We start from the raw sequence: 24,768 nt of genomic DNA, 5'->3' as shown, positions 1-24,768 counted from the left end.
ATGCCCCCTATCCATTACGCTTAAAAACGTAAAAAGGGTAGTTCCGAGCCCAAGCTTCCGAAGCGGATTTTGCTCGAAGTCTACTCAGGAAGCAACGCTCACAAAACTAGGCTTATGCTTCCGAAGCGAGTTTTGCCCGAAGCTCATGCAGGAAGCAGCGCTCACAAAACTTTGAGGAGGTTGCTCTAGTGAAAGCCTTAAACCGCAACAAACTTTTGTATCTGATGATTTTCCCCGGGCTTGTGTACTTTATTGTTTTTAAGTACTTGCCGATGGGGGGGCTGGTGATCGCCTTTCAGGATTATCAGCCTTTCCTGGGGATTGCCGGAAGTCCCTGGGTGGGGCCAAAGCATTTCCTCCGTTTGTTTACGGAGCCCACGTTTTTTATGCTGCTGAGGAATACGCTGATCCTGTTTGCCATGAACATCGTATTTTTCTTTCCGCTGCCGATCCTTGTGGCGCTGATGCTGAACGAGGTGCGGAACAAATGGTTTAAAAACGCGGTGCAATCGATTATGTATCTTCCCCATTTCATGTCCTGGGTCATCATCGTGTCCATCACGTATGTGTTCCTGAATGTGGACGGCGGGGTATTCAATGAATTCCTGGCCGCGCTCGGCTTTAACAAGATCAGCTTTTTGACTTCTCCGGAGTGGCTGCGGACCGTGTATATTCTGCAGATCATTTGGAAGGAGCTCGGATGGTCGACGATCATTTATCTGGCCGCCATCACGGTCGTGGATACGCAACTATATGAAGCGGCTGAAATGGACGGCGCCGGGCGCTGGAGAAAAACGTGGCACATCACCTTGCCGGCGATCCGCCCCGTGATCATTACGCTGTTGATTCTGAAAATCGGCAGCACGCTGGATCTCGGCTTTGAGCATATGTATTTGATGCTTAATTCCTTGAACCGCGAGGTGGCGGAAATCTTCGATACCTATATTTATACCTCCGGCTTAAAGAACGGACAGCTGAGCTTTAGTACAACGGTCGGATTGTTCAAGGGCCTGGTCGGTTTGATACTGGTGATGCTCTCCAACAAGCTGGCCAAAAAGTTCGGGGAAGATGGAGTGTACTAATAAGTGCAATTTTCTATAGATTCATTAAAAGAGAGGGGTATAAAAATGAAAATGAAAAAGAAAATGAAGCAAATGGCGGTTTTATCGTTCGCCCTGATCCTCTTGTTGTCCGCTTGCGGCGGCGGGAAAAGCGCAACCACCGGCGCGGGCGAAGGAGGCGGCAGCCCGGGAGGCGAAGAACCGGCCACCATTACCTGGATGAATATGCTGCATACGCCTACTACGCCGACGGGCGATATCCAGAAGCTGATCGAGGAAAAAACGAATACGAAAATCAAATTTTCCTGGGTTCCCGACGCGAGCAAGGAGGAGCGGATCAATACCGCGCTGGCGTCCACCTCGCTGGCCGACATCGTCTCCCTGACGATTCTTGAAAACGCATCCGTACGCAATGCGCTTAAAGCTGGAATGTTCTGGGAAGTCGGGCCTTATCTGGATGAATTCCCGAATCTGGCGGCGATTTCCGAAGAACAGCGGCGGGCCGCTTCGATCGGCGGCAAGCTGTACGGGGTTCCTTTTCTCAAGGACGTGGCCCGCAATGGCGTGGTGATCCGCAAGGACTGGCTCGACAAGCTGGGCCTCGAAGTGCCTAAAACCACCGGCGAATTGATGGCTGTGGCTAAAGCTTTCACCGAGCAGGATCCGGACGGCAACGGGAAAAAGGACACTTATGGATTTATCGACCGCAGCGATTTGATTTACGGAGCATTTAAGACATTGAGCTCTTATTTTGGCACCCCCAACTACTGGGAAGTCAGCGAAGACGGTAAATTTACGCCGGAGTTTGAAACCGAGGGATACCTCAAAACGATGGATTACATGAAGGAATTATACGTTAACGGCTATATTAACCAGGATTTTGCCGTTACGGCCAAGAAGGACCAGCAGGACGGTTTCTCGCAAGGCAAAGCGGGCATTTATGTCGGCGCCTTGTTTGACGGCAAAAACTTGCTCAATAACGCGATCGGTATTCAGGATGGCATGGAAATAGCGCTTGTCAACGATATTACTTCCACCGGCAACGAAAGCGACCGGGCGATCTGGGCGGGGAACGGAGGAATCGGCGGTTTGCTGGCCTTCCCCAAATCGGAAGTCAAAGACGAGACGGAATTGAAGCGACTTCTAAAATTCGTAAACGATCTGATGGACGAAGAGATCTTCACCTTGATGACCTATGGTATCGAAGGCGTGCACTACACGGTGGATGCGGATATGGCCGTCACGATCCTGGATCAGAATAAATGGGAACAGGAAGTTCAGCCGTTCTCCTCTTCCCGCCCCAAGGAGCCCGGTTATAAAATCCACGATGCCGACCCGCTGAAGGTCGAAGCCGCCGCGCTGATTTTGGAAAATGAGAAATACGCGGTCTATAATCCGGCTCATTCGCTGGAATCGGAAACCTATACGACGATGGGGTCGGAGCTGCAAAAGATTATTACGGACGCCACCTATAAATACATTCTCGGTTCCCTCGATTTGAACGGGTTTAAGGCGGAGGTTGAGAAATGGAAGCAATCCGGGGGCGGCAAAATTATCAGCGAGTATGAAGCCGCATATAAATAAGCTTTCGACGGGAGGATGCAATGATCGATGAAGCAGATGAAATGGGCGGAAAAAACCGCGTTATCCGTGCTGGAACGAACGCCGAAATTGTACGAGAAGGGGTATAACGGCAAATGGTCCTACGATTACGGCGTGGTGCTAAGAGGGTTTGCGCTATTGTGGAAGCGGACGGGGGAGCGCAAGTATTTTCAGTATATCCGGGATCATATGGATTATTTTATCGGCGAAGACGGAAGCGTGCGGGGATACCGCCAGGATGAATACAATATCGATCACTTGAATAACGGCAAGCTGCTGTTTTTGCTGCACCGGGAAACCGGCCTGGAGAAGTACCGGCAAGCGGCCGCGCTGCTGAGATCGCAGCTGGCTGCGCATCCACGTACGTCGGAAGGGGCTTTTTGGCACAAAAAGATTTACCCTTATCAAATTTGGCTCGACGGTCTTTACATGGGGGCGCCGTTTTATTTGGAGTATTTGCTGACATTCGAAGACGGAAACGGCCTGGACGATGTGACGAAACAGTTTATTTTGTGCGAAAAGCATACGAAGGACGCCGGTACGGGACTGCTTTATCATGCCTGGGATGAAAAAAAGGTCCAGCCCTGGTGCGATCCTGCCACCGGATTGTCCCCGAATTTCTGGGGCCGCTCCCTGGGATGGTACGTCATGGCCTTGGCGGATGTGCTGGAACTGCTGCCGCAAGGGCATCGCGATTACTCCGAGCTTGTCCGAATATTCGTCGAGGTGCTGACGGCTTTGCGAAATTACCAGGATGAGTCAAGCGGCGTTTGGTATCAGGTCGTGAATATGGGCGGACGTAAAGGCAATTATTTGGAAGCGTCGGCTTCCAGTATGATCACTTTTGCCATCGCCAAAGGAATCCGGCTTGGAGTGCTGGATGCGGACGATTGGCGGAACACGTTGGATAAGGCTTTCCGGGGGCTGATTACGGAATTTGTGCTGGAAACGAAACAAGGCTGGGTGAATCTGAACAAAAACTGCCAGGTGGCCGGACTGGGCGGAGAGGATCGCCGGGACGGCACCTACGCTTATTACATCAGCGAGCCGATCATTACGAACGATCTAAAGGGAGTCGGGGCGTTTCTGCAGGCCTGCGCCGAGGTGGAATGGCTCGCGGACATGAAAGAGACCCCTTAAAAAGGAGGAAAAAGGGATGCATGTATACAACATCGCCGATTTCGGCGCGGTTCCGGACGGAAAAACATGGGTGACGGCGGCGATTCAAGCCGCCATCGAAGCCGCGAGCGCGGCGGGGGGAGGCACGGTGTTCGTGCCGGCGGGCAAATATTTGACCGGTGCGATCGAGATGAGGAGCAATATCGAACTGCATGTAAGCCCCGGCGCCGTGCTGTCGTTCAGTACGGACCCGGAGCATTACCCGGCGGTCGTCTCCAGATGGGAAGGCGTGCTTCAGCAGGTGCATATGTCGTGTATTTTCGGGCAGGACTTGGAAAATGTCGCGCTCACGGGCTACGGGACGCTCGACGGAAACGGCGGGCCGTGGTGGGACAAGAAGCGGAACGCGCCGGAGGAACTGGAGTTTCCCCGGCCGAAGCTGATCAGCTTTGACGGCTGCCGCCGCGTAACGTTAAGGGACTTGAACCTGATCAATTCCCCGAGCTGGACGGTCAATCCGATTCGCTGCTCCGATGTGACGATCGACAATTTGTCGATTCATAATCCCGCCGATTCGCCGAACACGGACGGCATCAATCCCGAATCGTGCCGCAATGTACGGATCACCGGCTGCCATATCGATGTGGGGGACGACTGCATCGCGATTAAGGCCGGCACCGAGGATACGGCGGAACGCGTCCCATGCGAAAATATTACAATTATGAACTGCACGATGGTGCACGGTCATGGCGGCGTGGTGCTGGGCAGCGAAATGAGCGGCGGCATCCGCAACGTCACGATCACGGGTTGCGTATTCCAGCATACCGACCGCGGCATCCGTCTGAAATCCCGGCGGGGACGCGGGGGGATCGTGGAAGATATCCGTATCGGCAATATCGTGATGGAGGACGTCATCTGCCCGTTTATCATAAATCTTTATTATTTCTGCGGTCCGCGCGGCAAAGACAAATACGTTTGGGACAAAAATCCTTACCCCGTGACGGAGGAGACGCCGTGTTTCCGGCGAATTCATTTTTCAAACATTACTGCGCGCCGGGTCCATGCCGCCGCCGGATTCCTTTACGGCCTGGCCGAACAGTACATTTCCGAAATTACGTTTGATCATATCGATATTTCCATGGCGGAGCACGCGGTGCCGGGCGTTCCGGCAATGATGGCGGACTTAAGCGAAATGAACAATCGCGGATTTTTCCTCGGGAATGTAAGACAAATCCGTTTTCACCATGTCACTATCGAAAATCACGAAGGGCCGGCTTTTTATGTGGAGAACGGGGAGCAGGTGACCGTGGAGCATTGCGAGTCCAGAAACACAAAACGCGAGGAACGGCTGCTGGAGCAGGTTGCGGTTCCGCCGGCGAATTTGGACGCGGAAGCGGATTCGGGTAAGGATTCAGGCAAGGAGGCGCGAGGATCATGGTAGCGGAAGGAACAATGACAGCTTTTGTCCAAAACCCGATATTGCCGGGATTTAATCCGGACCCTTGTATATTGCGGGCAGGAGATGTTTATTACATCGCGGTTTCTACTTTTGAGTGGCTCCCCGGGGTTAGAGTATACGAGTCGGCAAACATGGCTGATTGGGAGCATTGCACGGATATATTGACCCATCAGGCAGATTTGCGGGGAAATCCGAAAAACTGCAGCATTTGGGCTCCGCAGCTTAGCTGCCATGACGGTTTGTTTTATCTCCTGTATACCGATGTGAAAAGCACGAAGCGCCCTTTTAAAGATTGCCATAATTATTTGATCACGGCGCCTTCGATCCACGGGCCTTGGTCGGAGCCGGTATATCTCAACAGCAGCGGCTTTGATCCGTCCTTGTTCCATGACGACGACGGCCGCAAGTGGCTGCTTAATTGCTTGTGGGATTACCGCATCGGCGAGGGCAATAAATCGAGCGGCATCGTGATTCAGGAATATGATCACCGTCTGGGCAAACTGGTCGGCGAACCGAAGAAATTGTTCGATGGTACGCCGCTGAAAAAGACGGAGGCGCCCCATATCTACAAGCGCGGCGGCTATTACTATCTCATTACGGCCGAGGGGGGGACCGGAACCGGGCATGCCGTTACAGTGGCGCGCTCCCGGGAACTGCTCGGCCCCTATGAAGTCGACCCGCTGAATCCGATGCTGACCTCGCGGAACGATCCCGGTCTGGCGCTGCAGTGCGCCGGCCACGGCAGCTTGGTGGAGACGCCCGATGGAGACTGGTATATGGCGCATTTATGTACGCGGCCTGTCGAGGGGAAGTATGCCATTCTGGGGAGGGAAACCGCGCTGCAGCAGGTGTATTGGGATGAACACGGCTGGCTCCGCCTGACCGGGGGAGGGAACGCGCCGCAGCTTGCCGTGCCGCTGTCCGGCGGGGTTATGCCGCAGGCTCGCGGGACGGATTTTGCCGATGATTTTTCCGGGTCCGGACTTAAGAAAAATTGGAACACGCTGCGCATTATGGCCGAAGATAGCTGGTGCTCATTGTCCGTAAGAAAGGGCTGGTTGCGAATTGTCGCCGGCGAATCGCCGCAAAGCCTGTTCCGTCACCATATCGTGGCGATCCGCCAGACGGACAAGTCTTTCCGCGCGGAAACGCTTGTGGAATGCGCCCCGGTTTCTTATTTGCAAATGGCCGGGCTGATGCTCTATTTAAACGAGGACAACTATTGGTATGCCTATGTCAGCCATGAGGAAGGCCGGGGCAAGGTGCTCCGGCTGATGTGCTGCGAACGGGACGAATTCTCGCTCGACCCCGTTTTGATCGATGTGGACCGGTTCGCGGCCATTCAATTGGCGGCGGACGTATCCGGAGTAAACGGGCGGTTCTTTTACCGCATGAACGAGGAAGAAGAGTGGCAGCCCTTAGGCGAGGCCCGGAATATCGGCTTCCTCTCGGGCGGGTTTACCGGCAATTTTATCGGCATCGCGGCACACGATATGAACCGGTTTGGCGGCAGCTATGCCGATTTTGGATATTTCAGGTATACAGGCAGGGATAAGCGCGGCTAAAAGAAGGAAAGCGAGCAACCGTCCGGAGTGAAAGCAGGGTAGCGCAAGTATGAAGGAGGACGAAACGCAAACAAAGCTGACGGAACGCAGACAAAGCTGACGAAACGCAAACAAATCGGATGGACAATTTTAAGGAGGGCGATTGCAAGTGGATTGGAAGCCGGTCGAGGCGCGGGAAAAATTGCACAGTTTGCTGGGGGATCTCCCGGCGGAAGGGCCGATTTCGGCAAAGCTGTTGAAGTCGGAGGAACGTGACGGCTATTTGCTGGAAACGCTGGTGCTGGATCTGAACGGAATTGACCCGGTCCCAGCTTATGTGGCTAAGCCGAAAAAGGGGGAAGGGCCGTTTCCGCTTGTGATTTTTAACCATTCCCATGGCGGCAATTACGGCAATGGCCGCAACGAGCTGATCCGCGGCAGTACTTACCTTCAGGAACCGTCGTTTGCCAAGGAGCTTACCGGGATGGGCTGCGTCGCCGGCTGCATCGATATGTGGGGCTTCAACGAGCGGGGCGGGAAGACCGAAAGCGAGCTGGTCAAGGAGATGCTGTGGAACGGCCAGGTCATGTGGGGGATGATGCTGCATGACAATCGCCGCCTGCTCGATTATATGTGCGCCCGGGAAGACGTGGACGCTTCGCGGGTCGCCACGATCGGCATGTCGATGGGCGGGCTGATGGCCTGGTGGCTGGCTGCATTGGATGAACGGGTCAAGGTCACGGTTGATATCTGCGGGCAGGTGGACGCCCGGACGCTGATCGCCAAGCGGGGGTTGGACCATCATGGCTTCTACTCCTATGTCCCCGGGCTGCTGAAGCATTTTACGACGCTGGACGTCCAAAAGCTGATCGTGCCGCGACCGCGGATGAGCCTTACCGGCCGCAACGACCGGCTGTGTCCGGTTGAAGGAGTCGAGTTATTGGCTGCCGGTTTGCGGGAAGCTTACGCGGCTGCGGGGCGGCCGGAGCATTGGCAGACGGTCGTCACCGGGGGCGGCCATATGGAAACGGCGGAAATGCGGGCGGCCTGGCGGGAGTTTTTGTTGTTGCATTTGGCGGCCTGACCATTTATCTCGCCCATTCGTGTTTAGTCTGCCTGTTCCGCTCCGCCGCCGCGATCCGCCGAAGGCAGCCGGTGGAACTCGCGCTTGTACAGCCGCGTGAAATAAACCGGCTCCAGGCCGACGTAGGACGCGGCCTGCCGGACGGTCAGCTCGGGGTGATCCTGCAGCAGCAGGCGCGCGGTTCTGAGCCGAATCTGCTGCAGATATTGCAGTGGCGTCAGGCCGATCGACCGGCGGAACAGGCGGGTCAGCTGCTTTTGCGAATAGCCGACATGCTCCGCCAGCCGGGCGATGGTGATCGGCCGGTTCATATGGTCGTGCAGGAAGCGGACGGCCACGTCGACAACCGTTTCCCGGTAGGAAGCGGGCGGCGGGGTGTGGAGCGGCGGCTCGGAGTCCGGGGTAGCGGGCCTGCCGGCGGCGGTATCCTTCACGATCGCCAGCAGCAGGGACAGCAGCAACTCCGTCGTTTGCCACGGATCGTTGTCCGCGCCGGAGCGCTCCCAGATTTCCCGGAGCGGGCCGGTGAACAGGGAGACGTCCGACAGCTGCAGCTTTTTAGGAGCATGATGAAACCCCCACCGGCTTAGCAGGTCTCCGAAATTCTCCACCATCGTAACGTACCCGACGAACCAGGGTTGTTCTCCATACGGCATATACTCGTGCACGCAGCCGGCGGGGATGTATAATAGCTGGCCGGGGCCGAGGATGTCCCATTTGTCCTTATTCACCTGCAGCCGGCGAAACCGCCCCGAGCCGGAGAGGGTCAGAAACAGCTGATGGGCGGAAAAACCTTTCATCCGCGTGATCGGCGGCTGGATTTCCGTACCCGCGGTATAAACCGATAACGGCAACAGCTCGCGCAGGGAATGTGTCAAATTGCTTCTAAGCGGAAGCAGTTCCATAGGATGGCACCTCTTTTGTCCATTTTGTATGGTGTTTTGTCCGATTTGTCGCTTCCGCCCGATTATAGCTCACATCTATAATGAGAGCAAACCTGTTAGGAGTGTGAAGCCATGATCGAGTTGGAAAAATACTGGGAAAACCTGTCTACCCTGCACGTAAACCGCCTGCCGGCGAGAGCTTCCTTTATTCCATACGCGGATGCGGAAGCGGCCAGGACGGGAAAACGCGGGCGTTCGCCTTTTTACCAGACCTTGAACGGCGCCTGGAAGTTCCGTTATCACCGCAGCTTGCGTGAAATCGGCGACCGTTTTCTTGAACAAGACGCGGATCCCGCCGCTTGGGACGACCTGATCGTGCCCTCCTGCTGGCAGACGAACGGCTACGACCAGCTTCATTACACGAACGTCAACTATCCGATTCCTTATGATCCGCCCTTTGTGCCGGACGACAATCCCGCGGGCGTTTATGTAAGGGAATTCAATTTGGCTTCCGCGTGGACGAAGCGGGAAACCTATATCGTGTTTGAAGGGGTTAACGCCTGCTTCTATTTATGGGTGAACGGCCATTTTGCCGGCTACAGCCAAGGCAGCCGCGTTCCGGCCGAGTTCGACCTTTCTCCGTACGTCCAGGCCGGCCGCAACCGCATCGCGGTTCTGGTCCTGAAATGGTGCGACGGCACTTATCTGGAGGATCAGGATGTTTGGCGCTTCTCCGGCATTTACCGCGATGTGTATCTGCTGTCCCGGGACAAAACGCATGTGCGCGACGTGTTCAACAAACCGCTGTTGTCGGACGATCTGGCTTCGGGCAAGCTCCGTTCGGAAATTGAAACGACCGGCGGCATCACGGTGAAAGCCGAACTGCGCGACCCGGACGGGAAGGTTGTTGCGTCGCAGGAGGCCGAGATTGATGGCCGAGGCGCCATCGAGCTGGACGTCCCGCAGCCGCAGCTGTGGAACGCCGAGGCGCCTCGGTTATATGAGCTTTTGTTGTATGCGGGAGCGGAGGTGCTGCGGTTCCGGGCCGGTTTTAAAAAGGTGGAGATCGCGGGCGGCGTCTTCCAAATCAACGGCCGCGCCGTCAAGCTCAAAGGCGTCAACCGCCACGATTCGCATCCGGCGCTCGGGCAAACCGTTCCGCTGAACCACATGATCCGGGACCTGAAGCTGATGAAGCGGCACAACATCAATACGATCCGGACTTCTCATTATCCGAACGATCCGCGGTTCCTCGACCTTTGCGACGAATACGGGTTTTACGTGATCGACGAGGCGGATTTGGAATGCCATGGGGTGACGCAAACCGGGAAAATCGAGGAGGGTTCTTTTCATAAATTGACGGTGGACCCGGCTTGGAAGGAAGCTTTTGTCGAGCGGGCGGTGCGGATGGTTGAACGGGACAAAAACCACGCCTCGGTCATCATCTGGTCGATGGGCAATGAATCCGGCTACGGTCCGAACCATATCGCCATGGCCGAATGGACGAAAGCGCGCGACGCGTCGAGACCGGTCCATTACGAGGGCGCGGCCGCCCGTTATCATGGCGATCCGCATACGGAATGCCTGGACATGGACAGCCGGATGTATGCGTCGGTGCCGGAGATCGAAGCGTACGCCAAGGACGAAAACAACGCGAAACCGCTGTTCCTGTGCGAATACAGCCATGCGATGGGGAACGGCCCGGGCGATTTGCGGGACTACTGGAACGTCATTTATGCCTATCCGAAGCTGATGGGCGGCTGCGTATGGGAATGGTGCGACCACGGCATCGCGGCCAAAACGCCGGACGGCGAAAGCTATTTTGCTTACGGCGGCGACTTTGGCGATAAGCCGAACGACGGCAACTTCTGCATCGACGGTCTTGTGTCGCCGGACCGCAAACCGCATACCGGGCTGCTGGAATTAAAGCAGGTGATCGCGCCGGTGCTGATCGAAGCGGAGGATGCGGAGCAGGGCCGGTTCCTGGTGCTGAACCGCTACGATTTTATCGACCTGTCGCACCTGGCGGTGAGCTGGAAGCTGGAGCGGGAAGGCGAAACGCTGCAGCAGGGCCGGACGGGTCCGCTTGCGGCGTTGCCAGGGGAATCGCAGCCGCTGACGATCCCTTTCGCGCTTCCGCAGGAGCTTCCGGGGCCGTTTGTGCTGACCTGCTCGGTGCGGCAGCAGCAGGAAAACCGCTTTGCGGAAGAAGGCCACGAGATCGCCTTCTATCAATTCGAGTTTTCGGGAGCGAAGGCGGCCGTGCCGGAGGTTCAACCGCGGCAAGGCGAGCATTGCGCCGAGTTTATGGACGTCAAGGAGCACGGCGGACTGCTGACGGTAACCGGCTTCGATTTCGAGCATGTTTTTGATTTGCGGACCGGGGCAGTTAATCATATGTCGAAGCACGGTGTGCCGCTGCTGCATCAGCCAGTTCGGTTCAACATCTGGCGGGCGCCGATGGACAACGACATGTATATCCGCAAAGCCTGGGAAGCGGCGGGACTGGACCGCGCCGGTATGAAGGTGTACGGCAGCCGATGGCAACAACGCCCTGACGCGGCGGTTGAGGTCTGCACCGATTTTTCGCTGGGCGGCTATACGTTTAGTCCATTCCTGCGCGGGCAGGCGGTATGGACGTTTGCGCCGACCGGTGAAGTGAAGCTGGCTGTACACGTTGACGTCCGTGAAGACCTTCCGTACTTGCCGCGGTTTGGTCTGGAGCTGACGATGCCGAAAGGAACCGAGGAGATTGAGTATTACGGCTACGGTCCGCATGAAAGCTATGTCGACAAGCGGGCCAGCGTCCGCAAAGGCAAGTACCTGCTTACCGTGGACGACATGTTCGAATCTTACATTATGCCGCAGGAAAACGGTTCCCGCTACGGGACGGAATGGGCGACCGCTTCCAGCGAACTGGGCATGGGGCTGGAATTCCGCTCGCCGCAGCCGTTCTCCTTCCAGGCTTTGCACTACACGCCGGAGGACCTGACCGGGGCCCGGCACATCTACGAGCTTACGAGACGCGACGAAACGATCGTGTCGATCGACTACAAAATAAGCGGGGCCGGCTCGGGCTCATGCGGGCCGCAGCTCGCCGAGGCTTACCAGCTTAAAGAGAAATCGTTTGATTTCGAGCTGACGGTGGCGCCGGTGTTTAAGGAGGAATAAGAGTTAAAATTTCTGAATAGGCAGAGGGGGTACGCTGCCTGCATTTTTTGTGGAGGACGAGGAAATAACGGTAAAAATGGAGCTTATTTTCATCGAAAAGGGAGCACAAATGCAATAGAGGAATTTTTTACTGCTATTTTAGAAAAACGAGGTCAAAAGGAGCTTTTTCCAAGGTTGGTTTCCAAATAGGACCCAAAAGTTCCGCTATTTTACGATGTAAGGTGAAAATCTCAAAAATAACGCCTAAAAATGTCGCTATATTTGGCAATAGAAGCTGAACATCAAAAGACCGTCGGAGCAAATTGAAGTGCACCCCATAGAATAGACATTGGAAAAACCCCTTGGTTAATCCGATGAAATTCTAGGGGGTGCATTTTTTATGGCGATAAAAGGACAGAAGTTTAAACATTACCCAGAGTCAGTAAAACGTGAGGCAATGCGGCTTCATGTGGAAGAACATTGGTCTCGTAAGAAGGTGGCAGCTCATTTAGGGATTGCCGAGGATCGAGTTAAAAAGTGGGCACGAATGCTTCGTAGACAAGGGGAAGAGGTATACATTGACCGCAGAGGTAACCCACACAGAACAGAAACAGAGGAAGCGCGTAAGGTTCATCGACTTGAGATGGAGGTAGACGTGCTAAAAAAGTGGTTAGAAATCTTGAACAAGGAGGTGCGCTGATTAAACATAAAGTCGTGGATGCACTTAGAAACCGCTATTCCATTGAGAGCCTGTGTAAGTACCTCAGGATATCCAGAAGCGGTTATTACAAGTACCTACAGCGCAAAGATTCAGACCGCGACCTAGAGTGCAAAGCTCAAATCCAGTGCATCTACTTAGAACGTAACGGTACCTGGGGGTATCGACAAATCCAAATGGAGTTGTATCGACGTTATCATGTTGTTGTTAATCACAAGCGCGTACTAAGACTCATGCAGCTTATGGGACTGAAAGCTGTTATTCGACGTAAGCGGAGTTATGCTTCTAACTACCAAACAGCTGGGTCGGACGGACGTGTGGCAGAAAACCTTCTTCGTCGAAACTTCAAAGCAGATGCACCGAACCAAAAGTGGGTAACGGATGTAACGCAGTATAAGGTTAAAGAGCAAAAGATTTATCTGTCGGCTATAAAAGATTTGTATAACAACGAGATCGTGGCTTACCACCTGAGTCCTCATAACGACAACGAGCTTGTTCTTGAAACATTCCGTAAGGCGTTTGAAATACGAAAAGACGTGACTGGGCTGATCGTTCACAGCGACCAGGGATCCCAATACACGTCTCATGCTTACCACGACATGCTGCCACAGGTTGCCGTCCAGATCAGCATGTCACGCCGAGGTTATTGTATAGACAACGCCTCGATGGAGAGCTTCTTCTCACATCTAAAAACGGAAGGGCTCTATCCTTATGATATTCGAACTTTAGACGAGGCACAAACCAGAATTATTTGCTATATAAACTTTTATAACGAAGAACGACCGCAAAGAAAGCTAAAAAAACTGACGCCTGTTGAGTACAGACGCCAGTTTTCGGCATAGGTGTTTTTTTCAATGTCTACTTAATTGGGGCTTGACCAAATTTCCCCGGCGGTCTTTTTTACCGCTAGCCTACGGTTGCAAGTAATTTTTTAATTCCTCATTTAAAACAAAATCCCCTTGCTCATCCCTCAAAAACGGCAAGACTTTAATGACGGCGCTCAGGTTTAATTCGCCATAGATATGCGGATAAACTTGCCCATAGTTGCCGTTGTCCTCCCATTTTATCGGCGCTTCGACTTTGGCGGTGTCAATGCACAAGAGGAGCAACGGTCCATGAGTATCCTTGAAATTTGGGGCGACCCGCCAAAAAGTTTCAATCGAGGAACAATGGATAAATCCATCGCGCTCAATAGATTGTTTTCCGTAATATAAACGATCCTTGACCTCCTCCCATGTTGTTTGCTGCAAACAATGCAGTATGACCATTTTACGCTCCCCTTTTTATAATGAAATATATGGAAAAAAAAGTTTGAATCAAGGTATTATCTTTATATTCTTCCATCAGCTATGGAAATACCCTTCTGCTGAATATTACAAAAAAGGGGCAATATTAAAATGCTTAGGAAAATCTTCACCCTGTTTATGCTGTGTATATTATTTACCGGGTGTACTGCAAAAGAAGAGCAAGAGCAAGCCAATGTCACCTTAAAAGTTCTTGCTTGGAATGAAACCGTCTTTAATCGGCAATACGGTAATTTTTTTCTGGCGACGCATCCGAATTACACCTTGGAGGTCATTTCAATCATTGAAAATATGGAACCGATGACCGATATTACGAAAACCATCGAAGAGCTTCTTGTCAAGGAAAACCCGGACGTCATATCCATCCCCATGGAATCCTATGTAGTGTTAAAGGATGAAGGAAAACTGTCCTCATTGACAAAACCGCTTCAAGGAGCAAACTTTGACCTAACCGGTTTTTCCCCGGCAATCATCGATTTTTTACGGGACGAACAAGGGGAATTGTACGGATTGACGCCGGTCTTTACCGGACAAGCGCTTTATTATAATAAAAGTCTTTTTGATCAATATGGGATTGCATACCCTCATGATTTCATGACTTGGGAAGAGATGTTCAAGTTGGCGGAGCAGTTTCCTGCGGTTAATGAAAATCACGAACCTCAATACGGGCTTTATCATAAAGACTCGTCCAATCCTTTTATGATGGCGTTGAAAGTCGGAGAATCCAGCGGTTTGTCTTTTAATAATAGCGAGCATATTACCTTAAACACGGAATCCTGGAAGCAAATTTTCGAAAATGTCACGGATTACTTTAAAGCCAAGGTTTGTTACGACCCTAACCAGGTCCCGAGCAGCGACTCTATGAAAATGAAGGATATTAAAGATATGGAACCTATATCGTATCCTTTTTTACGCGGAAATATAGCCATGGCTTTGGACGAGTCTACCTTCAATATATTTGCGGTGAAAGTTACGCCAAGTTATTGCCGCAAATCGATATGACCGTCCTGCCGACACGGCCTAATCTGGACGCGATGGATGAACCGTTGAAAACCTTTTACAAACTTGAACAGGTTAATGTTACGCTCACTAATCAATTACGCAAGTTTCCCGCTTCTTTTTTGCTCAAAATAGACGAAATCTCGCAGAAGCATATGGAAAAAATCATGTCGGATCAGAGTGCGGTTCGGGAATCGCTTCAATCGATGGAGGAGGAGCTTGAACAGGCGCTTAGGCAATCGGACAACTGAGCGATCGGCGCTTGGCCGCGGGACAAGTTCGATAGCGTAAAAGAGCGCTAAAAAAATCTAATGGTTGTGAGCGACGCTATTTGGGAAAAAACGAGCGGATACAAAATGTAACGGTCGCCAGCGAGCTTAGTTCCTTTTTTTTGGCGGTAATGGGGCGGTTTCGCCTAAATAAGCGCGGGTGGCAACCGTTAGCGTAGAAAAAGTTCCGTATAGCTTGATCATTCGAGATTAACACGTTAGTCAAGCACCGATTTTTTTGGTTAAGCCCCATCTCGAACTTAAATTTTTTAAGTAAAAGTGTTGCATTACAAACGGCTTTGTTTATTTTTTTAACCACGAATGGTAATTGAATTAAATATTTATTGAAATAGTAGGAATATATTTTCATTTTTTATGAGTGAACTATAATTAACTTAAAAAGTGCTGATGAACCAAATTCATTTACTCTGGAATTATACGTCCAAACCCACAATGGGTGCATACCGAATTTTTTCTGCCGCCCTAAAGTTAAACGAGGTAAACTTATGACAAATTTAAATACAGCTCCATCACGAAAGGCTAAGGAGCAGGGGCCGGCGAGTCAATCTCCTGCTTTCCAATTGCTGCAACTGCCCTTTTCTTATCTTCGTTTTTTAATCGGGATGTTTATTTCACGAGTGGGAGATTCGTTGTTTACTTTTGCAATTCCATGGATCTCCTACAAATTAACTCAATCCAGCATCGTAATGGGCTCTATGTATGCGGTGAGTGTTCTCCCCATTGTTCTGTTTGGCCCGGTTGTAGGCAGTATGGTTGACCGCTGGGAACGAAAAAAGTTGATGATCCTTACCGATATTTTAAGAGCGTTGCTTGTCGCTTTGATTCCGGTCTTACATTTTATGGGTCTACTGCAGATTTGGCATCTGTATGCCATTTCATTTGTACTCACGATACTCTCACTGATGTTTGATGTATCGATTGTAGCAATTATTCCATCTTTGGCTCCAAAGCAGTTGACCCGTGCCAATGCTTCTTACCAGTTCATCAATCAAATTGCGGAGTTGACGGGTCCTTTGCTGGCTGGGGTGCTGATCGTGTCCATTGGCGGGTTTAATGTTCTTTGGCTAGACGCCATTTCATTCTCGGGCACATTTATTGTTCTTATGCTGATGCCAAGCTTTAGTAAGCCCGAGTCATTGACAAGTGTTGCGCAAATTTTTAAAGATATCAAAGACGGGTTTTGGTGGCTGATTCGTTCCAGAATAAATTTATCATTTTCTTTACAAGCGATGATCGGAAATTTTGGGTTCAGTGCAGCATTCGGTGTGCTGATGTTCTATTTGCTCAACACACTTCAGTTGAACACGCAGCAAAGCAGCATGAACTATACGTTGCTAGGATTAGGAGGGGTTATCGGCAGTTTATTGGCCGTGCCGTTGGAGAAACGATTTCGCCGGGGGGCGTTAATCCCGGCTCTTCTGGGCATAGGAACATTGGGCTTTGTTTTTGCTTCTATCAGCCAATTCCGGCTGACGCCCGGTATAGCTTTTTTAGCGGTAACCGTGTGTAATGTCGCCTGGAATACGATCGTCACATCAGTCCGTCAAGAAACGATTCCTTCCGAAATGCTTGGCCGCGTGCTGGGATTTTCCTGGGTGCTGACCCGTCTAGCGATGCCTTTAGGTGCAATGATGGGAGCCGCGCTCGCGGAATGGACGGATCCACAAGTGGTATTCGCTGTTGCAGCTGGAGCAAAAGCTCTGAAAGTCGTTATAGCCCTTGTCACACCGATTCGAAAGCTTTAGTTTAAGGAGTTAGGAGGAGCAGAGAATGGATGAAATCGACCTGCAGATTTTGCAAATTTTAAAAGCTAATAGCCGTACTACCAGTTCCGACATCAGCAAAATGATTCATTTGTCCGTTCCTTCCATTGCGGAAAGAATCCGGAAATTGGAGAAAAACGGAGTCATCGATCAATTTACCGTCAAGCTGAACCGGCGGGCGATGGGGCAGCATTGTATCGTGTATATTTTCGTGCAGTTGGACGGTTCGGCGGAAACCCACAAATTTCGCGAAGCCATCGTTCAATCGGAACATGTGCGGGAATGCCATCACACCTCCGGAGAATACGATTATTTGCTAAAAGTGGCGCTTGCGGAAATTTCCGAACTTGAGGGGTTTATCATGCACACTTTAAAAGCTAACCACAATATCGTCAGATCCAACACCGTCTTTATTCTCTCCACATTGAAAGAAGAGTAGGGGGGAGTAGGCGGTATGGCTTGGGAATGGTTGTTCAAAGGCGTATTATTGGGTCTTGCGATTGCTGCGCCGCTCGGTCCGATCGGCATCTACTGCATTCAAAAAACCTTGTCATCGGGATTTAAAAGCGGACTGTTTAGCGGTCTGGGGGCGGCAACGGCAGATGCCGTTTACGGCAGCATCGCCGGGCTTGGCCTATCCTCCTTCATCAGTTATTTGATGGGGTATAAAGCCCTTTTTCAAGGTTTAGGCGGATTGTTTATTTGTTACCTCGGCATCAAATTTTTTATTAATACTCCACAAGTTCATCTCCAAAAACAACCGGTGCAAAAAAGCACACTAAACTCTTATACTGTAACCTTCCTTCTCACCTTATCCAATCCGATGACGATCGTATCTTTTCTGGGGATTTTCGGTGTTTCCGGCGTTGTTTCTTCATCGGCCAGCGGCAAAGGAATTCTTTTGCTGATCGGCGGTGTTTTCCTGGGATCGGTGCTTTGGTGGCTTTTTCTGGTAAGTGCGGTAAGTTTCTTCCGGGCAAAGATTCTAAATGGCCCCAGACTATCTATTTTCAACAAACTGTCAGGCCTCGTTATGTTAGGATTTGGCGTCAGCGCGCTCATCCAATTCATAAAAGGGGCATAAAAAATCGGCTTGACGTACCGTTTCAACAGCGCTATAGTATGTAAATGCTCTAATATTTAAGTTCTAAATTAATTAGTTATTAAATAGTTTTGAACTACCTCTAGAATGAAGGGAGGAGGAATGCATGGTCAAAAAAGAAGAGTTGTTCGAAGTGACCTCGATGTTCCGCACCCTGCTCAAATCGATCTCACAGGAATGGAACAAGCGCGGCGGGGAATATAACCTAAGTTTCCCGCAGTACAAAATGCTCTATATTCTGGATGTATCGGGAACGCAAAAAGTGTCGCAGCTTGCAGAGTGTCTTGGAATCACGCCGGCCGCCATCACCGGGATTACCGACAAACTGCTTACCGAAGGTTACGTTAAACGCGAACGCGCGGAACATGACCGCAGGGTCGTTAATATTACGATTACGGAACCGGGCAAAGAAATCATGCGGAAAGTGAACGAAAACCAAAAGGAGATGATTGACGGGATGTTCAATCAGCTCCAGGAGGAAGATTTGCAGCATTTACGGCGGATATTCGGCCAATTGCTTGCGAGCTTAGAGCAAACCAAAAATTAATGGAGATGAAACAGACAACAATGGAACACCTTTCTATAAAGCGGAAAATCACGATTATGATCGCCATTATGGCGGCGATGTTCTTCGCCGCGATCAACCAGACGATCGTAAGCACGGCGATGCCGCGGATTATTTCGATTCTTGACGGCATGGACTATTATACCTGGACGATCAACATTTACTTGTTAACCTCGACGATCGCCACCGTTCTGGTCGGCAAGCTGTCCGATATTTACGGGCGGAAGCCTTTTTTGTTGATCGGGATATTATTTTTTATGGCCGGGGCCTTCCTGACCGGGACTTCATCCAATGTGTTTCAGTTTATCGCTTACCGGGGGATTCAGGGGATCGGCGCCGGGATCATTCAATCAACGGCCTTTACGGCGGTCGGCGACTTGTTCCCGCCGCGTGAACGCGGTAAATGGATGGGCCTGATGACCGCGGTGTTCGGCTTCTCCAGCGTACTTGGGCCGACGCTTGGCGGATATTTGGTCGATCATATGGATTGGCATTGGCTGTTCTGGATTTTCCTCCCGCTCGGCATTGTGGCTTTCTTCATGATCCTTACTTTGTTTCCAAAAATGGAACGCGGCAAGTCGCAAGCCATCGACTACCTCGGTTCGCTGTTTATGACGACGACGCTCGTGCCGCTGCTGCTCACATTCTCTTGGGGAGGCACGGAATATGCCTGGAATTCGGCGCCGATTATCGGCTTGATCGCAGCCACGGTGATTTCCGCCATCATTTTCATATTCGTTGAATCCAAGGTGAAAAATCCGATCCTGCCGCTTCGCTTATTCAAAAACAGCATCGTCACCATCTCAAATATTATCGGCTTCCTGATGAACTTCGGGATGATGGGCGCGTTGGTTTATCTGTCCTTTTTCGTGCAAGGCGTGCTTGGCATTTCGCCGACCTATGCCGGTTACGTAACGATGCCGATGTCGATCGTGATGGTCGTATCCAGCGCGATTACCGGGCAGTTGATTGCCAGAAAAGGAAAATACAAATCGTTTGCTTTGATTGGGGTTCCGATCATGATTGCCGGCATGGCCATTATGATCTTTATGAACAACGTGCCGCTGGCCGTCCTGAGCATGATCGTGTTCGGCTTCGGGCTTGGCCTGGGGATGCCGGTGTTCTCGCTCGCTGCGCAAAACGCGGTGCCGCATCAGGAGCTTGGGGTCGTCACCGCTTCGACCCAACTGTTCCGTAACCTCGGGGGAACGATCGGGATCGCGGTCATGGGGATGGTGATGTCCAACAACCTGACGAAAAATTTGCAGGTGGCGCTGCAGTCCTCTTCCGCTCCGGATTTGAGCCAGGTGGATCCGAAAATGTCCGAGCAGATTCTGGCCTTTGCCAATCCGCAGACCTTGATGAACAAACCGCTGCTGGAGCAAACGCAGGCCGGCCTGCCCGCCGATGTGCAGCCGCTGTTCGCGCAGATGATTCAAGGGATCCGCGATGCGCTCGGAACGACGTTGTCCACGGTGTTTTTGACCGGGACGCTCGTACTCGTGGCAGCGTTTATTCTGGTGTTTCTCCTGAAGGAGCTGCCGCTGCGGTCCACGAACCAGACGCCAAGCTCATCGGCCGCCGCGAACGGTGGACCGGAAGGCGCAGTTCAAACCGCCGCCCCCAATCAAGCGTAAATAGGTTTTTGCATACGAAAGAGCCACGTCTTTTTGAGACGCGGCTCTTTTTTTCATAGGTATTTTTTCTTAATTTTATTTTGTTGAGAAATTGTCTAGTTCTATTAAATATATGTATACTTGATGTAATATATATCATATACATACTCGAGGAGAATAAGATGAATGTTGTCCTAATCGATGATGAGAACTTGGCTTTGAATTATTTGGAGCATCATTTGCAAAGCATATTCGGGATTCATGTCGCCGGCAAGTTTATCAACCCGGTCGAGGGCAAGGAATTCATTCTGCAAACGGACATCGATGTCGTGTTTTTGGATATTCATCTGCCCGAAATTAGCGGCATTGAACTGGCAGGACAGCTGCTGCAGTTTAAGCCTAGGCTTAATATCGTCTTCGTTACGGCCTATGACGACTATGCCGTTAAAGCTTTTGAGTTAAATGCGCTTGACTATGTCATGAAACCGCTGCGAAAAGAACGTCTGACGATCACCCTGGAACGAATCCGGGAGCGTCTGGAAGGAGTTCCGGCGGCGCCGCCCGCGGCCAAAGAAGAGCTGCACGTATGCTTGTTTCAGCAGCTGCAAATGACAGCGAAGGGCCGTACGTTTGCGCCGATCCGGTGGCGAACGTCCCGGGCTCAGGAGCTGTTCCTTTATATGCTGCAGCATCGCGGCCAGCTTGTGCGAAAATCGGCCTTGATCGAATTGCTCTGGCCGGAATACGAGCCGGGCAAAGCGTATTCCTAATTATATACGGCAATTTACCATATCCGGAGAACCATTGAGCCCTTTGGTCCTTATTTTCATATTTCGAACGCAACGGACGGGTACGTGCTGAGCCTGGACTGTGTACGGCTGGACGTGGAGGTATGGGAACGTTTCATCCTTTCGGGGTATCCGGTGAACGAAGCAACGATCGGCGAATACGAAGGAGTCATGGATTTGTATCAGGGAGATTATATGCAGAATTATGAGTACTGGTGGGCGGAGAGCGAAAGATTCCGGTTAAAGATGCTATGGCTCCGCGCCTCCTTCCAAATGGCCGAGTGGTACGATTCCAGCGGATACCGGGACAAAGCGGTCGAAAAATATCTGGAAATTTGCAACAGGTATCCCTTGGCGGAGGAAGCGCATTTTGCGCTGATGAAAATTTACGGCTCGCTGGATAATCACCTTTCCGTCCATCGTCAGTACCGTTTGTTGACCGCGATTCTGGCGGAGGAATTAAATGAACGGCCAAGTCCATACATAACCGAGTGGTACCGGCAGTGGGCCGGCGAAAACAAAAGGGCTCTCCCTGAACAGCTTTAAGCTGGGGGAGAGTCCTTTGGATTATGTCGGAATGCAAAAACGTACGGTCGTTCCTTGACCGGGGGCGCTTGCGATTTCCAAACGGCGGCCGTACAGCTGCGTAAGGCGCCGATCGGTGTTGCGGAGGCCAACTCCCATGCCGCGATGATCCGGCGAAGCAAAGACCTGGCGGATTCGTTCTTCGCTCATGCCGAGGCCGTCATCGCTGACGCACACCTCATATTCGCCGGCCGAACGCTTGATGCGAATCATCACTTTGCCGCCGCGGGAACGCTTAAGAATACCGTGATTCACGGCGTTTTCCACCAGCGTTTGGATGGACAGCGGCGGCAGGAAAAAGTGCAGATCCGGGTCCAACTCCCACTGTACCTGAAGCCGTTCGCCAAATCGTTCCTTCTCGATAAACAGATACGAGCGGACCAGGGAAAGCTCGCGGTAGACTGGAACCTCCAAGTCGAAATTGTGAAAATCGAAGCTCGTCCGCAAATAGTTGCTGAATTCCTCCAGCAGTGCCTGCATTTTGGACAGATCCATGGTTGCCAGCGCGGCGATGGAATTGATTGTGTTGTACAGGAAATGCGGTCTGATTTGGGCTTGCAGCCAAGCCGCTTCCAGGCGCAGCCGCTCTTCAATCGACAGCTTCAATTGCGTTAATGCCTGAACCCGCGACTTTAATTCCCAGGAATCCACCGGCTTGGTGACATAATCGTTGGCGCCCGACTGAAAGCCGGTAAAAATATCCTCCGCACGATTCCGCGCCGTAAGAATCAGGATCGGCAACTCGGAGATCGAAAACCGCTGGCGAATCGCCCGCGTCAATTCGTATCCCGACATGCCGGGCATCATGACGTCCGTAATGATGAGATCGAACCGCGCGTTGTCGAGAAGGGGCAGCGCTTCGTCGGCGCTTGCGGCCGTAGTGATGTTATATTGGACCGGCCCGAGAATGTCCGCGAGGATTTTCAGGTTCAGAAGGTCGTCGTCTATGATAAGTACCTTCGGTTTGTTGCCCGCCTCCAGCGGATGCTCCGCGTCACCTCCGGCCTCATTGCCCCGCGCGCTTCGGTTCCCGGCTTCATCGGCAAGCGCCGCCGCAGTTTTGGCATAAGAATAAAAAGGGACATGGGCGGGAACAGCTTGCACCGAAGCCTCGCCGTCTTCTCCGGCAGCCGGAAGCGTAAAGGTGAATTCCGATCCTTGGCCGAGAACGGACCGCACCGTAATCGTCCCACTGTGAAGCTCCACCAGCTGCTTGCAGATGCTAAGGCCCAGTCCGAGCCCCCCGCCGGCTCTTGCGGCGGTCGATTCCCCCTGCTCATAAGGCAAAAAGATCCGCTGCAGGGTTTCCTCATCCATGCCGATCCCCGTATCCCGGATGTGAATATAAGCCATACCGTCCACGACTTCCGCATCCAGGGAAATTTTCCCGCGGTCCGTGAACTTGATCGCATTGTGCAGCAAATTGAACAAAATTTGAATGAGCCGGTTTTCGTCCGCTTTTACGGCGGGAAACCGGTCCGAGATATTCACCTCAAGCTCGATCGTTTTACCGTTTAACATGAACCTGAGCATTTCAAAAATACCGCCGATAACGGATTGGAGGCGAACCGGTTTGATTTGCAGCCGGACGGTGTTTTGCTTCAGCCGGCCGATGTCCACCAGGTCGTCCAGCAGCAGCGACATGCGTCTGGCGACGGACAGCTGTATTTCCAGCCTTTGGCGGTGCTCTTCGCTCGTCTGGTGAACCGGATCGTCCAGCACGCTTTGCGTAATATTCATAATCCCGTGCAGCGGATTTCGCAGTTCATGCGACGTATTGACGAGAAAGTCGTCTTTCTGCCGGTTGGCCAGCTGCAGTTTGTCGGCGAGCCGCTTCGTTTGCGCCGTCGCCTTGAAAAACCGCCTGAACCAAAAGGCCGCAAAGGCCAGCATGGTAAAGATCAGGTCAAATGGATAAAACGTCATTTCAACGGAAAGCTTCGCCGCCGCAACGATCCAAACGATATTGTTTCCAAGAATGGTGCAGGCCAGCAGCAGGAAGAAGACATCCTTCTGCTTTCGGGCGGCGGCTTGCAGAATGTAAACGGCGATCGAGACGGACACCAGTAAAATCGGCGCCAAAAAAATTTTTTCCGACGGAATGACGTACTTTGGCGGAGCGATCAGCACAAACAGCGCGTAACATGAAGCAAAATAGGCAAACCAGCGAACTATTTTCAACTGGCCGTATTCGGGAAACATGTTTTTGATGAACGGCGGGATGAAGGAAACAACCCCGACATAAGACAACAGGACGATTTTAAGGTCGGCTGCATACGGCATGGACGGCAATAATATGAACAAAATCTTATCGTCAACACCCAAAACGCTGATCACCGCGCACACGATGACCGCCGAAAAGTACAACAGTCCCTTATTGGCCGCTCCCAAAAAATACAGCATTACGGCGTACAGGCCATGCACCAGAAAAACGACGCTAAGCAAGCCTTGCAGTGCCATGGAAAGCGTGGTTCGCTGATTGATCGCATCCAGCGTGCCGAACCGGATCGATTTGGTGATTCCTCCTTTACCGGCATGGTTTGCGGCCTGAATCACGATTTCGTAGGAATCGCCGCCTTTGGGAAGGTTTATGGTGTAAGGACGGTGCCCCGGCTTGTACGACTCGCTTTGAGCCGAAGGGTTCCCTTTGCTGCCGGCGGGTTGTCCGTTGATATAAACGGCGGAGGCCCGCGTTATTTCGGCGATTCGCAGCGCGAGCGTTTGGGAAGCCGGTTCGTCCAGGAAAATCCGCAGCCGGTATGTTCCGTAAGTATACCTCCCATGCTGATCGTCCGGAAAATATTTATCCCAAGCGCCAGGCACCGGAATAAAGACTTTCCCGGAGTTAGCGGATACAGGGTTCGTTGAGACCGAATCCAACGCCGAATCCGGTACGGATGTCAGCCTTTGATTCGGATAAAATTCCCACTCCCCGTTCAGTGTGATCGTATGGTTTGGGGGAAGCTTCCATCCCCGCAAATCGAGAATGCCGTTCTCGGCCGCCACCGGTTGCTCGATCGTTTGGTGGAAGCTGTTCCAGGTAACCCGGATTCCGTTGATCGCGGCAATAACAAGCAAAATCATGAATATCTGTTTTTTGTACGTTCTCATAATCTATGAAGATTCGACATTTGC

21 protein-coding genes are annotated in these 24,768 nt (G+C 51.9%); 18 read left to right on the top strand and 3 right to left on the bottom strand.

Annotation, left to right across the window (positions count from 1 at the left end; genetic code table 11):
• The first annotated feature begins 224 nt into the window (after positions 1 to 224).
• From NYE69_RS26555 to NYE69_RS26530, 6 genes are all read left to right on the top strand, one after another.
• Entirely contained in the window at positions 225 to 1,082 is an 858-nt protein-coding gene (locus NYE69_RS26555; protein WP_316561355.1) for an ABC transporter permease, read from the top strand.
• A 51-nt stretch (positions 1,083 to 1,133) separates the two neighbouring features.
• Positions 1,134 to 2,645, top strand: coding sequence for an extracellular solute-binding protein (locus tag NYE69_RS26550; protein ID WP_316561354.1), 1,512 nt, complete (start codon positions 1,134 to 1,136; stop codon positions 2,643 to 2,645).
• Between the two features lie 27 nt (positions 2,646 to 2,672).
• Positions 2,673 to 3,803: a glycoside hydrolase family 88/105 protein gene (locus NYE69_RS26545; protein ID WP_316561344.1), complete on the top strand. Its 1,131-nt coding sequence runs from the start codon at positions 2,673 to 2,675 to the stop codon at positions 3,801 to 3,803.
• A gap of 16 nt (positions 3,804 to 3,819) precedes the next feature.
• On the top strand, positions 3,820 to 5,223 hold the full coding sequence (locus tag NYE69_RS26540) for a glycoside hydrolase family 28 protein (RefSeq protein WP_316561343.1): 1,404 nt from the start codon (positions 3,820 to 3,822) through the stop codon (positions 5,221 to 5,223).
• Positions 5,217 to 6,806 carry a glycoside hydrolase family 43 protein gene (locus NYE69_RS26535; RefSeq protein WP_340928773.1) on the top strand — a complete coding sequence of 530 codons (1,590 nt, stop codon included), beginning with the start codon at positions 5,217 to 5,219 and terminating at the stop codon, positions 6,804 to 6,806. The genes NYE69_RS26540 and NYE69_RS26535 overlap by 7 nt, the downstream gene beginning before the upstream one ends.
• Before the next feature lie 148 nt (positions 6,807 to 6,954).
• The gene (locus tag NYE69_RS26530) at positions 6,955 to 7,869 is read left to right on the top strand and encodes a dienelactone hydrolase family protein (RefSeq protein WP_340928772.1); all 915 of its coding nucleotides are present in this window, start codon (positions 6,955 to 6,957) and stop codon (positions 7,867 to 7,869) included.
• A gap of 23 nt (positions 7,870 to 7,892) precedes the next feature.
• Here the strand turns inward: NYE69_RS26530 and NYE69_RS26525 are convergent, their stop codons facing one another.
• Entirely contained in the window at positions 7,893 to 8,774 is an 882-nt protein-coding gene (locus tag NYE69_RS26525) for a helix-turn-helix domain-containing protein (RefSeq protein WP_340928770.1), read from the bottom strand.
• A gap of 111 nt (positions 8,775 to 8,885) precedes the next feature.
• Between NYE69_RS26525 and NYE69_RS26520 the strand changes: the two genes are divergently transcribed.
• The 3 genes from NYE69_RS26520 (at position 8,886) to NYE69_RS26510 (ending at position 13,463) form a co-directional block, all read left to right on the top strand.
• On the top strand, positions 8,886 to 11,924 hold the full coding sequence (locus tag NYE69_RS26520; RefSeq protein ID WP_340928769.1) for a glycoside hydrolase family 2 TIM barrel-domain containing protein: 3,039 nt from the start codon (positions 8,886 to 8,888) through the stop codon (positions 11,922 to 11,924).
• A gap of 379 nt (positions 11,925 to 12,303) precedes the next feature.
• Positions 12,304 to 12,603: a helix-turn-helix domain-containing protein gene (locus NYE69_RS26515; RefSeq protein ID WP_340928767.1), complete on the top strand. Its 300-nt coding sequence runs from the start codon at positions 12,304 to 12,306 to the stop codon at positions 12,601 to 12,603.
• Entirely contained in the window at positions 12,570 to 13,463 is an 894-nt protein-coding gene (locus NYE69_RS26510) for an IS3 family transposase (protein WP_340928766.1), read from the top strand. Before NYE69_RS26515 ends, NYE69_RS26510 begins: the two co-directional genes overlap by 34 nt.
• Positions 13,464 to 13,532: 69 nt before the next feature.
• Here NYE69_RS26510 and NYE69_RS26505 read toward each other — a convergent pair whose 3' ends face one another.
• Positions 13,533 to 13,889 carry a DUF952 domain-containing protein gene (locus NYE69_RS26505; RefSeq protein WP_340928764.1) on the bottom strand — a complete coding sequence of 119 codons (357 nt, stop codon included), beginning with the start codon at positions 13,887 to 13,889 and terminating at the stop codon, positions 13,533 to 13,535.
• Between the two features lie 129 nt (positions 13,890 to 14,018).
• Here NYE69_RS26505 and NYE69_RS26500 point away from each other — a divergent pair, with 129 nt between their 5' ends.
• From NYE69_RS26500 to NYE69_RS26460, 9 genes are all read left to right on the top strand, one after another.
• Positions 14,019 to 14,927: an ABC transporter substrate-binding protein gene (locus NYE69_RS26500; protein ID WP_340928763.1), complete on the top strand. Its 909-nt coding sequence runs from the start codon at positions 14,019 to 14,021 to the stop codon at positions 14,925 to 14,927.
• Positions 14,909 to 15,175, top strand: coding sequence for a hypothetical protein (locus NYE69_RS26495; protein ID WP_340928761.1), 267 nt, complete (start codon positions 14,909 to 14,911; stop codon positions 15,173 to 15,175). The genes NYE69_RS26500 and NYE69_RS26495 overlap by 19 nt, the downstream gene beginning before the upstream one ends.
• 524 nt (positions 15,176 to 15,699) lie before the next feature.
• Entirely contained in the window at positions 15,700 to 16,959 is a 1,260-nt protein-coding gene (locus NYE69_RS26490; RefSeq protein WP_340928759.1) for an MFS transporter, read from the top strand.
• A gap of 25 nt (positions 16,960 to 16,984) precedes the next feature.
• On the top strand, positions 16,985 to 17,416 hold the full coding sequence (locus tag NYE69_RS26485; RefSeq protein ID WP_340928757.1) for an Lrp/AsnC family transcriptional regulator: 432 nt from the start codon (positions 16,985 to 16,987) through the stop codon (positions 17,414 to 17,416).
• Positions 17,417 to 17,431: 15 nt separating this feature from the next.
• Entirely contained in the window at positions 17,432 to 18,061 is a 630-nt protein-coding gene (locus NYE69_RS26480) for a LysE family translocator (RefSeq protein ID WP_340928755.1), read from the top strand.
• A gap of 124 nt (positions 18,062 to 18,185) precedes the next feature.
• Positions 18,186 to 18,626, top strand: a complete 441-nt coding sequence (locus NYE69_RS26475) for a MarR family winged helix-turn-helix transcriptional regulator (protein WP_326044331.1) — start codon at positions 18,186 to 18,188, stop codon at positions 18,624 to 18,626.
• A 20-nt stretch (positions 18,627 to 18,646) separates the two neighbouring features.
• Positions 18,647 to 20,281: an MDR family MFS transporter gene (locus tag NYE69_RS26470; RefSeq protein WP_340928752.1), complete on the top strand. Its 1,635-nt coding sequence runs from the start codon at positions 18,647 to 18,649 to the stop codon at positions 20,279 to 20,281.
• A gap of 161 nt (positions 20,282 to 20,442) precedes the next feature.
• Entirely contained in the window at positions 20,443 to 21,030 is a 588-nt protein-coding gene (locus NYE69_RS26465; RefSeq protein WP_340928750.1) for a response regulator, read from the top strand.
• 84 nt (positions 21,031 to 21,114) lie between these two features.
• Positions 21,115 to 21,594 (top strand): bacterial transcriptional activator domain-containing protein, encoded by a 480-nt coding sequence (locus NYE69_RS26460; protein ID WP_340928748.1) that lies wholly within the window; start codon positions 21,115 to 21,117, stop codon positions 21,592 to 21,594.
• Between the two features lie 21 nt (positions 21,595 to 21,615).
• On the opposite strand, the gene NYE69_RS26455 is transcribed toward NYE69_RS26460, so the two are convergent.
• Positions 21,616 to 24,717 carry an ATP-binding protein gene (locus NYE69_RS26455; RefSeq protein ID WP_340928746.1) on the bottom strand — a complete coding sequence of 1,034 codons (3,102 nt, stop codon included), beginning with the start codon at positions 24,715 to 24,717 and terminating at the stop codon, positions 21,616 to 21,618.
• Positions 24,718 to 24,768 lie beyond the last annotated feature (51 nt).

The organism is Paenibacillus sp. FSL R5-0527, assembly GCF_038008055.1.
Lineage (GTDB): Bacteria > Bacillota > Bacilli > Paenibacillales > Paenibacillaceae > Fontibacillus > Fontibacillus macerans.
The sequence above is the reverse complement of the archived record's forward strand: the minus strand, read 5'-3'. Positions and strand labels throughout refer to the sequence as shown.

Excerpts from the sequence above, each read along its gene's own strand:
- NYE69_RS26555 (WP_316561355.1), top strand. The coding sequence starts at position 225 with ATGATTTTCCCCGGGCTTGTGTACTTTATTGTTTTTAAGTACTTGCCG.
- NYE69_RS26550 (WP_316561354.1), top strand. The coding sequence starts at position 1,134 with ATGAAAAAGAAAATGAAGCAAATGGCGGTTTTATCGTTCGCCCTGATC.
- NYE69_RS26545 (WP_316561344.1), top strand. The coding sequence starts at position 2,673 with ATGAAGCAGATGAAATGGGCGGAAAAAACCGCGTTATCCGTGCTGGAA.
- NYE69_RS26540 (WP_316561343.1), top strand. The coding sequence starts at position 3,820 with ATGCATGTATACAACATCGCCGATTTCGGCGCGGTTCCGGACGGAAAA.
- NYE69_RS26535 (WP_340928773.1), top strand. The coding sequence starts at position 5,217 with ATGGTAGCGGAAGGAACAATGACAGCTTTTGTCCAAAACCCGATATTG.
- NYE69_RS26525 (WP_340928770.1), bottom strand. The coding sequence starts at position 8,774 with ATGGAACTGCTTCCGCTTAGAAGCAATTTGACACATTCCCTGCGCGAG.
- NYE69_RS26520 (WP_340928769.1), top strand. The coding sequence starts at position 8,886 with ATGATCGAGTTGGAAAAATACTGGGAAAACCTGTCTACCCTGCACGTA.
- NYE69_RS26515 (WP_340928767.1), top strand. The coding sequence starts at position 12,304 with ATGGCGATAAAAGGACAGAAGTTTAAACATTACCCAGAGTCAGTAAAA.
- NYE69_RS26505 (WP_340928764.1), bottom strand. The coding sequence starts at position 13,889 with ATGGTCATACTGCATTGTTTGCAGCAAACAACATGGGAGGAGGTCAAG.
- NYE69_RS26500 (WP_340928763.1), top strand. The coding sequence starts at position 14,019 with ATGCTTAGGAAAATCTTCACCCTGTTTATGCTGTGTATATTATTTACC.
- NYE69_RS26490 (WP_340928759.1), top strand. The coding sequence starts at position 15,700 with ATGACAAATTTAAATACAGCTCCATCACGAAAGGCTAAGGAGCAGGGG.
- NYE69_RS26485 (WP_340928757.1), top strand. The coding sequence starts at position 16,985 with ATGGATGAAATCGACCTGCAGATTTTGCAAATTTTAAAAGCTAATAGC.
- NYE69_RS26480 (WP_340928755.1), top strand. The coding sequence starts at position 17,432 with ATGGCTTGGGAATGGTTGTTCAAAGGCGTATTATTGGGTCTTGCGATT.
- NYE69_RS26475 (WP_326044331.1), top strand. The coding sequence starts at position 18,186 with ATGGTCAAAAAAGAAGAGTTGTTCGAAGTGACCTCGATGTTCCGCACC.
- NYE69_RS26470 (WP_340928752.1), top strand. The coding sequence starts at position 18,647 with ATGGAACACCTTTCTATAAAGCGGAAAATCACGATTATGATCGCCATT.
- NYE69_RS26465 (WP_340928750.1), top strand. The coding sequence starts at position 20,443 with ATGAATGTTGTCCTAATCGATGATGAGAACTTGGCTTTGAATTATTTG.
- NYE69_RS26455 (WP_340928746.1), bottom strand. The coding sequence starts at position 24,717 with ATGATTTTGCTTGTTATTGCCGCGATCAACGGAATCCGGGTTACCTGG.